This window comes from Microcystis sp. M_QC_C_20170808_M3Col, assembly GCF_007095505.1.
Taxonomy (GTDB): domain Bacteria; phylum Cyanobacteriota; class Cyanobacteriia; order Cyanobacteriales; family Microcystaceae; genus Microcystis.
In genome coordinates this window covers 1-9,568 of the sequence record NZ_SFBY01000343.1, presented here as the reverse complement: position 1 = coordinate 9,568, position 9,568 = coordinate 1, and the positions used below count along the sequence as shown (strand labels likewise).

Here is a 9,568-nt window from a genome sequence, read left to right as displayed (position 1 = left end):
ATCTCAAAGAATTTTGGCACTCTCATCACCGTTTACCCGAAAATCCTCAGTTAGTTAAAGCGGCAACTATTCCCGCAATTGTCATTAAAAAAGCTGGTGATTATCCTGCATTTTGGGATAAGGATACTTCCTTTATCGAGGTAATGGAAGAAATGTATCAACGGGTACGCAATAAAAACGCTGGTATGTTATAATTAGGTAGGTGTTTAAAATTGTCTAATACCCCCCTTATTAAGAGGAAATTAAGGGTGGATTAAAAGTTTGAAAAAACATCCTATTTTTTAAGACAAGCAGAATCTATGAACCAAGAATCTCTCAGCTTTGTCCATGGGAATGTCAAGTTAGCCGATCGCTTTTTAGTTTGTGGATTGGGTAGTCTTGGACAACACTGCGTCAAGTCTTTAAAAGAGTTTGGGGTTAGCGTTGTCGGTATCGAACTAATACAGCCTCCCAGTTGGGAAATTAATGATTTTCCCGATTTATTAGAGGAAATAATTATCGGTGATTGTCGTCAAAAAAACATTTTAGCAAGAGCGGGAATCGAGCGCTGTCGGGCTGCTTTAATTGTCACCAGTGATGAGCGAATTAATGCCACTACTGCCCTAATTATTCGGCAATTAAATCCCCTTACCCGCTTAGTGGTGCGTTCTTCTAAAGATAATCTCAATGAGCTACTCAAGGAACGTTTAGGCAATTTTATCGCCTATGAACCCACCCAACTACCCGCCAATGCCTTTGCTTTAGCCACATTAGGCACGGAAACCCTCGGTTTTTTGCATCTTGACGGTCAGAAATTGCGGATTATCCAGAGACAAATTAGCCCCGAAGATGGTTTGATTGATCGCTTTTTAGGTGATTTAAATACCCCCACCCGTCGTCTGTTAGCACACACAGCCCCCGATGAACCTTTAACGGCTGGATTTTATCAATGGTCCCCCACCACCACTATCCGGGCAGGTGATACCATTACCACCATCGAAACTACCTATCAAAATATCGATGCTACCCGCCAGAAACCGTCAAATTCTCGCCAGAAGTTGCGGCATTTTTGGCAAAAATTGCTCAAAGAAATCCAACAATTCTGGCAATTGAGTTTTCAGCAGCAAATTCACCGGGTGGCTTTCCTGTCAGTATTTATCATTATCCTGCTAGTAATTATCGGGACTTTTCTTTTCCATCTCTACGCTCCGAGAGCTTACTTTATTTCCTCTCTTTCAGGAACAGCGATTCTTTTATTAGGTGGTTACGGTGATGTTTTCGGTGCCTCTAACCCCGAAGATTTAAATGCAGTCCCCTGGTGGATGCAGCTATTTAGTCTCTTTTTAACCTTAGCTGGAACCGCTTTTATCGGGGTTCTCTACGCCATTTTGACAGAAACTTTATTATCATCAAGATTTCAATTTATCCCTAACCGTCCCCCAGTTCCCCAACAGAATCATATCGTTATTGTGGGCTTAGGTCGAGTCGGCACAGAAGTGGCTAATTTATTACTAGAAATGAAACAGGCGATTGTCGGGGTCAGCTTAAATAGGGATTTTGATGTGACTATGCTGCCAAAAATGCCCTTGATGACGGGAAATATCGAAGAATCTTTAAAAAATGTCAATTTAGACAGGGCCAAAAGTATAGCAATTGTTACCGATGACGAAATCCTCAATTTAGAAGTGGCCCTAACCACCCGCAAACTCAACCCCCAAAGCTACTTAGTCATCCGCACCACCGACGATACCCTTAGTCAACAATTAAGTCAAATTCTGCCCCAATCTCACATTTTAGGAACCAACACCGTGGCGGCAGAAGCCTTTACGGGGGCCGCTTTCGGAGAAAATATCATCTATCTGTTCCGTTGGGCGCAAAAAACGATTCTGGTGACCGAATACGAGATCGAAGCTGGGGATACTCTCAATGGTAGCTCGATCGGCGATATTGCCTACGGTTATCGAGTCGTGCCGATCCTACACCAACGGGGACGGGAAGCCCCGAAATTAATGCCCGAAGATTATCTCAACTTACGCATTGGCGATCGCATTGTGGTGCTGGCCACCATCAACGGACTGCGACGGGTGGAACAGGGTCGTCGAACTCCCAAAACTTGGCGCGTGCGGGTGGAAAAAGCCTTTAATCGCAATATTGCCGCAGAAGCACCCACCGTAATCAGTCGTTTTTCTAATTGTCCCCTGAAAACCGCCAGCGATCTCATGGAAAATTTGCCAGCGACTCTGGGCGCTCCCCTCTACGAACACCAGGCAATTCGATTAGTTTCCGAGTTGAAAAAAATTCAAGTTCAAGCCCTGGCTATTCCCATTAACCCGAAATCGGGGTAAATGGGAGTTATACTTTTTTGGTCAAACTAGAAGGCTCTCTCGGTCTTTTTTATGCAGTTAAAGTGACCGTAGCCTTGGCAGTTTGTCCAGAATCAGAAGTGGCAGTAATAGTAATTTTATCCCCAGCATTTCCTTGTGGGGGTGCAGTATAGGTAAATTTGGCATCAGTGGTATTTTTATCAATTTTACCGCTTTCTGGCGGTGAGATTGTGATGGTGTAGTTACCAACGGGATTAATGGTAAATTCTTGGATTCCATTTAATGCTAAAGCTGCGCTAGACGGAGCGATCAAAATCGCTGGAGGTAGTCCCTGTCCAGTGGAACTAGCTTCTACAATTACTTTTTTCTCTACTTGACTAATTAAATCGGGAATAAGACGTTCGCTAAATCCAGCCACAAAAGCCATTGCCAAAAGTCCATATAAATAGGTGTCATTCCCCTTATCTTCAGTGCTACGCCGAATATCTATGGGAAAAATGTTAGAGTTAAGAATTAGCAAAATAAAGAAAGCGAAACTTCCCCCTAAAATGGGTTTGGTTAAACCAATTAACAATGGCAGGAAGTCATCGTCATATTTTTGATTTTTGGGATCATCAAAATCTTGCAAACGAGTTAGAAGACTAACTGCTCCCCCTAAAGTGCCTGTCATCAATATCAAAATTATAAATTTTTTTGCCTCTTCACTTATGCGCGGAAATGAAGCATTTCCAGGAGCGGGTTGTTGTGGGTCAATTGGAGAATCGGGTTGTTGTTGGACAATTGGAGGTAAAGAGGAAAGTAATTCATTCACTGGAGTTTTGTCAATAATAAACCAATTCAAAGGGAGAGCTAACACTAATCCAATTAAAACTTTTGTGGGTATTTTGATAGAATGGAAAAGATTATCTCTGAAGTTTGCTACACTACTAGAACCTTTTTGGATTTTTCTTAATCCCGTTGTTGCAGCGTAGCGTAATTTTTGTGCTAAAATAATATTAGGTTGACCTGTTAAAGATTTAATCGCAATTTCCCCGGCATCTACCACCGACTTGACTTGCATGATATCACAAGGTTTTGAAATGTTCATGAGTTCTACCTGCGCTATCCCTAGTATTTTAATTAATTTGGCTAATTCTCCCTGTACTTCCCGATCCAATTCTGGAGGGAATCCCGCTACTTGTTCTTTGGTTTTTCCCAGTAAAATATCAATTCTTTTATTTAGTTTGATCACCTCATCTCTAGCTTTAATTTCATTGATTAAATCGTCTAAAGTTTGAAATAAAACACTTGCTTCTTGTAGTTGTGCAAAATTATCTTTAAATTCCTTGACTAACTCTTCAAAGGGTTCATCTACTTCAGGAATTGAACTATATTTGTCTAAGTTATTCTTCAGTTCAGCAATCAAAGACTCATTTTTCTTTTGTAATTCCACAGTGGCAGAAAATTTAACCAAAGTATCTTTAACTTTGCTTTGCCAAGCAGTTAGTTTTTCCTTAAGTTTTGGCAAGTTTGGAACGTTAGCATTAGCATCGAATAGAATCGTAATTGTTGCAACTAAACTATCAGTTTCTTGCCTTAAAGTATCAAGAGGAGTTTCTGAAATTTTGCCAGTAGATAAAAGGTTGATTGTCTCCACAAGCTGATCTGTATGAGCTATTATTTGTTTTTCTAATTCTTCTCTGCTAGGTAAAGAATCTGAAAAAGTTAATTCACCTAGTTTTTGAATAAGTTCATCTCTTAAATTCTGAGTCTCTTGAGTGATATTTGTGGGTTCTTTTTGGTGAGCTAATTTAACTTTCAGAATAAATTGATTAATTTTTTGTTCGATAGCAGGATTCAGATTAATCATGGTTGTCTTCTCCCAAAAAAAAGGCGAAAATGGGCTAAAATTCTGTTAGCTTCCCGATGCTACAATAGTTATCATTGATTTTCCGCAATTATTAATAAATCTTGATAAATTTCTATTTTTTTAACTCAATTCAGTCTGCCGTAGGGACATAACACCGTTATCTCCTCAACATCGTTATCTCCTCAATAACCGCACGCCGGGGTTAGCACTCAAGCCCTAAGAGTGCTAAATTAACTATAAGGAGTCCTATCACAACAGCGATACTATGTCCAAAATCATTGCCTTCAAAGATGAATCCCGTCGCGCCCTAGAAAAAGGTGTCAACGCCTTGGCCGACGCAGTAAAAATCACCCTCGGTCCGAAAGGACGCAATGTCTTGTTAGAAAAGAAATACGGCGCCCCCCAGATCGTTAATGACGGCATCACCGTCGCCAAAGAAATCGAATTGTCCGATCCCCTCGAAAACACCGGAGCGAGATTAATTCAAGAAGTAGCCTCAAAAACCAAAGATTTAGCGGGAGATGGCACCACTACCGCCACCATCATCGCCCAAGCTTTAATTAAAGAAGGTCTCAAAAACGTTACCGCCGGGGCCAATCCCGTCGCCTTAAGACGCGGACTAGACAAAACTATCGCCTATCTGGTCGAGGAAATCGCCGCCGTCGCTAAACCGATCGCTGGAGATGCGATCGCTCAAGTGGCCACCGTTTCTTCCGGCAACGACGAAGAAGTGGGAAAAATGATCGCCGCCGCCATGGAAAAAGTCACCACCGATGGCGTAATCACCGTGGAAGAATCGAAATCCCTAACCACGGAATTAGAAGTGGTGGAAGGGATGCAGATCGATCGCGGTTATATCTCTCCCTATTTCATCACCGATCAAGAAAGACAGATCGTCGAGTACGACAACCCCCTGATCCTGATTACCGATAAAAAAATCAGTGCGATCGCTGAATTAGTCCCCGTCCTCGAAGCCGTTGCCCGTCAAGGTCGTCCCCTATTAATTATCGCTGAAGATGTGGACGGCGAAGCCTTAGCCACTCTCGTGGTCAACAAGGCCCGGGGAGTCCTAAATGTCGTCGCTATCAAAGCCCCCAGTTTCGGGGAACGTCGCAAGGCGGTTTTACAAGATATCGCCATTCTCACCGGCGGTCGTCTGATTTCCGAAGAAGTGGGCTTAAGTCTTGACACGGTTAGCCTCGATCTGCTAGGGCAAGCGGCAAAAATCACCCTAGAAAAAGACAATACAATTATTGTCGCCTCCGGGGACAGCCGCAATAAAGCCGATGTGCAGAAACGTCTCGCCCAACTGAAAAAACAGCTAGAAGAAACCGATTCTGAATTCGATAAGGAAAAATTACAGGAACGCATCGCTAAATTAGCCGGCGGTGTGGCCGTCATTAAAGTCGGGGCAGCCACAGAAACCGAACTCAAGGATCGCAAACTCCGCATCGAAGATGCCCTCAATGCCACCAAAGCCGCCGTGGCAGAAGGTATCGTCCCGGGCGGTGGCACAACCTTGATTCATCTGGCTTCTAAGGTGAAGGCTTTCAAAGCTTCTTTGACTAACGATGAGGAAAAAGTCGCCGCCGATATCGTCGCCAAAGCCCTAGAAGCACCCCTGCGTCAGTTGGCTAATAACGCCGGTGTGGAAGGCGATGTGATCGTGGAAGGTGTGCGCGATACCGCTTTTAGCATCGGTTACAATGTCCTCACCGGCAAGTACGAAGACTTAATCGCCGCCGGAATTATCGATCCGGCTAAAGTAGTACGGTCAGCTGTTCAAAACGCCGCTTCCATCGCCGGTATGGTCTTAACTACGGAAGCCCTCGTGGTCGAAAAACCCGTTAAAGAAGCCGCATCCCCCGATATGGGCGGCATGGGCGGCATGGGCGGCATGGGTGGCATGGGTGGCATGGGCGGCATGGGTATGATGTAATTCCTGATGCCCTCTGGCCCTTGAAAATAATCTCATGCAATTGAGCCAATCTGTCCCTTTTCTGGTTAACATCGGCATTAGGGACAGGTTTTTTTCCCCCGGGAAAAACTTTTTCAGCAGAATCTGCTTAATCTATCCTTTGCATTAGTCCAGACATTACACTAGAAAAGAAGGATTATTCCCACAAATCATGACACTGCTGACGGTTCGATCGCTCAAAAAAGACTTCGGTATCAAGGAAATTCTCAAAGATGCGAGTTTTAGTCTCGATGATCGCGATAAAGTCGGCCTGATCGGTACGAATGGATCGGGAAAATCGACCCTATTGAAAATGATCGCCGGATTGGAAGCGATCGATGGTGGCGAAATTCAAATCAATTCCGGGATGAAAATCGTCTATTTACCCCAGCAACCCGATCTAGACGATGATAAAACGGTTTTAGAGCAGGTTTTCGCCGATAGTGGCGAAAGTATGACTTTAATCAAGGAATACGAGGAATTGTCCGATCGCCTTGTCCATGAGCCAGAAAATCTGGATACTATTATGGAACGTTTGTCAAGGGTTTCGCAACAAATTGATAAACTTGCGGCCTGGGATTTAGAAACCAATGCTAAAGTTATTTTAAGTAAACTGGGTATCGATAATTTTAATGCTCGCGTGGGCGATTTATCGGGGGGATATCGCAAAAGAATCGCCATCGCTACCGCACTTTTAGCCGATCCTGACTGTTTATTGATGGATGAACCCACAAACCATTTAGACGCGCTTTCCGTGGAGTGGTTACAGAGTTATTTGTCCCGTTTTCGGGGAGGATTATTATTAATTACTCATGATCGCTATTTTCTCGATCGAGTGACTAATCGCATCATTGAAATCGATCGGGGAGATTTATCTACTTATTCCGGTAATTATGCCTATTATCTAGAAAAAAAAGCTTTAGCGGAAGAATCGATCGCCAGTAGTCAACGCAAACACGCAGGAGTTTTACGACGGGAATTAGAATGGTTATCCCGGGGACCAAAAGCGCGCAGTACCAAACAAAAAGCGCGCATCGATCGCATTCAGGCAATGGGTAATAAGGAATTTAAACAGGTGGAGGGAAAAGTCGATATTGCCACCGCAGGAAGACGCATCGGCAAAAAAGTTATTGAACTAGAAAATATCTCGAAAGCTTACGGAGATCGCACTTTAATTAAAGATTTTACCTATATTTTTACTCCCGAAGATCGCATCGGTATTATTGGCAGTAATGGGGTAGGAAAATCTACTCTCATGGATATTATTACCGGGAAAATTCTCCCCGATTCAGGCACAGTTGACATCGGTTCCACTATTCATATTGGTTACTTTGATCAACAATCCGATGATCTCAATATCAATGAAAATCAAAGAGTGATCGAATATCTGAAAAGTGTGGCCGAATTAGTCAAAACCCTAGACGGCAGCGTGATTACCGCTTCCCAGATGTTAGAAAAATTTCTCTTTCCTCCCGATCAACAGTATGCACCAATTTATAAACTTTCTGGAGGAGAAAGACGACGCTTATTTTTACTACGAGTTTTGATGAGTGCGCCTAATGTTTTAATCTTAGATGAACCCACCAATGATCTCGATGTGCAGACTTTAGCAATTTTAGAAGAATATTTAGAGGACTTTAACGGTTGTGTGATTGTTGTTTCCCATGATCGCTATTTTCTCGATCGAGTAGTTGATACTATTTTTTCCTTTGAAACGGGGGGTAATATCCGTCAATATCCAGGCAATTATTCCCTTTATCTCGATCAGAAAAAAGAGGAGGAGGAACCAAAAGAAAAAAAAGTCACCCCAAAAACTGTTAAAGCTTCTCCGTCACCCGTCAATAAGAAAATCTCTTTTAAAGAGAAAAAAGAATACGAAGATATCGAGAAACAAATACCAATTTTAGAAGCCAAAAAAGCTGAAATTGAACAGGTACTTTATGGAAAACCCCTAGAAGATTTTACTAAAATAACCGACCTTACCGAAGAATTAGCTCAATTAAGTCAAAAAATTGATAATTTAACCGATCGCTGGTTAGAATTAGCGGAAAAATTAGGCTAGGATAATCCCTATTTTCCCGATCAATTTAGTCAAAACTGAGTGATACTCAATCCAGTTATTAAAGACTGATTATCTATTCCCGCTTTTGCCTATTGCCTATTGCCTATCCTGATATGTAGCCTATACTCAAGGGATTTATTATGATAATTTCTGGTGAATCATCCTCATCCATGACCAGATCTACCGACTCCACCCGCAAGAGTGCCAAATTATCGTTAACCACCCCTTGAAGATAGATTTCCCCCATCCCTTCACCCCCCAGATCGATCGAGCCGAAAACTTGACCGGTTTTGGTATTAAAATTAAACTGAAAATAATTAGCCGAGGAGATTCCCTCGCTGACATTATCGTATTTAGCGATCTCTTGACCACTGTTATCATAAAAAGATACTTGAAAATTTTCTAAAACTCGCATTTTTCCCGAACCTTTTTCCGAAAAGATAGTCGGGGCCGTTTTTGCATCATAACTAAAAGAACCTTTAGCTGTATAGCCTTGATTTCCCAACCATTGAAAATCGATCGTCACTGCTAAAACCCCTTGGCTATTCATGTTAGCAACTAAAAGCCAAGCTAATAGTAAAGTCAATATCATCTTTTTCATTAGTCGGTTATTTCAGTTACAGCAGTTATCCTAATGGTGAGGTACGAAGTCTCTGGTTTTGGAGAACAGGGAACAGCAGACCCTAGCTAGTCTTCCAGAGATGATGTCAAATCCAAGCATACTTCATCTTTTTGTCAGGCGGTAAAGATGGCTTTACTTAATACTATTTTATCACTGCCCGGAATGAAATCGGCGGTCGCATCGATTCCCAAATTGCTACTGTTGAAGATAAAATTATCGCTACCATTACCACCAGTGAGTAAATCATCGCCTGAATCGCCAATGTACCATTAATATTATTAGTCCCAATTAGTTTGAGGTTTTCGACATTATTGGGTAAGGTTCGATTAATTGCGCTTTGTCAGGTGTCAGTAATAATTACTTGTCCTCGTTTTCATCTGTGCCATCACGATTATAGCAAAAGGGATTGCTACTTGCTTCTAGTTCTGACCATCTTTCCTCTGTTTAGTTCATTTAATCAAGAAAATTATTGAGACCATTGTTCCAAAAATTGCTGCAACTCGTCAAAAGAATTAACGGTTAGTGCCGATTTCAGTAACTCGTCTAAAATCGATAATACGGAAATTTTATCAACAGCTTGCTCAATTTCTATTGGAATGTAACCCAATCGCGTTTTTAAAACCATTTTAATATAATCACGAGCATTTTCTAACGCTCCAATTTCCTTACCAATTTCCTTACCAATTTCCTTACCGCGTTCTATTGCTCGTAACTCCATATTACTTATTAAAGGCATGGTTCTTTCCTCCTCAAATTGTTTGATTTTACTCTCTAA

The 9,568-nt window shown here is 42.0% G+C and carries 5 protein-coding genes and 3 pseudogenes; 4 read left to right on the top strand and 4 right to left on the bottom strand.

All coding sequences use genetic code 11. The annotated features are described in order from the left end of the window. Window positions 1–194 (top strand): annotated as a pseudogene (locus tag EWV84_RS15695) (SWIM zinc finger family protein); the annotation flags it as partial. A gap of 105 nt (window positions 195–299) precedes the next feature. Then, window positions 300–2,324, top strand: a complete 2,025-nt coding sequence (locus tag EWV84_RS15690) for a potassium channel family protein (RefSeq protein ID WP_287078757.1) — start codon at window positions 300–302, stop codon at window positions 2,322–2,324. Between the two features lie 49 nt (window positions 2,325–2,373). On the opposite strand, the gene EWV84_RS15685 is transcribed toward EWV84_RS15690, so the two are convergent. Beyond that, window positions 2,374–4,152 (bottom strand): hypothetical protein, encoded by a 1,779-nt coding sequence (locus EWV84_RS15685; RefSeq protein ID WP_287078755.1) that lies wholly within the window; start codon window positions 4,150–4,152, stop codon window positions 2,374–2,376. Between the two features lie 265 nt (window positions 4,153–4,417). On the opposite strand from EWV84_RS15685, the gene groL reads away from it, so the two are divergent. Next, window positions 4,418–6,091, top strand: a complete 1,674-nt coding sequence (groL, locus tag EWV84_RS15680) for a chaperonin GroEL (protein ID WP_287078754.1) — start codon at window positions 4,418–4,420, stop codon at window positions 6,089–6,091. A gap of 190 nt (window positions 6,092–6,281) precedes the next feature. Beyond that, a complete protein-coding gene (locus EWV84_RS15675; protein WP_287078753.1) occupies window positions 6,282–8,171 on the top strand; it encodes an ABC-F family ATP-binding cassette domain-containing protein in 1,890 nt (629 codons plus the stop codon). A 103-nt stretch (window positions 8,172–8,274) separates the two neighbouring features. On the opposite strand, the gene EWV84_RS15670 is transcribed toward EWV84_RS15675, so the two are convergent. The 3 genes and pseudogenes from EWV84_RS15670 to EWV84_RS15660 all read right to left on the bottom strand — a co-directional run. Beyond that, a complete protein-coding gene (locus EWV84_RS15670) occupies window positions 8,275–8,772 on the bottom strand; it encodes a hypothetical protein (protein ID WP_286824931.1) in 498 nt (165 codons plus the stop codon). Between the two features lie 158 nt (window positions 8,773–8,930). Continuing rightward, window positions 8,931–9,160: pseudogene (locus EWV84_RS15665) on the bottom strand (hypothetical protein); the annotation flags it as partial. Window positions 9,161–9,259: 99 nt separating this feature from the next. Beyond that, window positions 9,260–9,568 (bottom strand): annotated as a pseudogene (locus tag EWV84_RS15660) (hypothetical protein); the annotation flags it as partial.

What these genes read in the sequence shown, in the direction of transcription:
- EWV84_RS15690 (WP_287078757.1), top strand. Translation starts at nt 300, where the DNA reads ATGAACCAAGAATCTCTCAGCTTTGTCCATGGGAATGTCAAGTTAGCC.
- EWV84_RS15685 (WP_287078755.1), bottom strand. Translation starts at nt 4,152, where the DNA reads ATGATTAATCTGAATCCTGCTATCGAACAAAAAATTAATCAATTTATT.
- groL (WP_287078754.1), top strand. Translation starts at nt 4,418, where the DNA reads ATGTCCAAAATCATTGCCTTCAAAGATGAATCCCGTCGCGCCCTAGAA.
- EWV84_RS15675 (WP_287078753.1), top strand. Translation starts at nt 6,282, where the DNA reads ATGACACTGCTGACGGTTCGATCGCTCAAAAAAGACTTCGGTATCAAG.
- EWV84_RS15670 (WP_286824931.1), bottom strand. Translation starts at nt 8,772, where the DNA reads ATGAAAAAGATGATATTGACTTTACTATTAGCTTGGCTTTTAGTTGCT.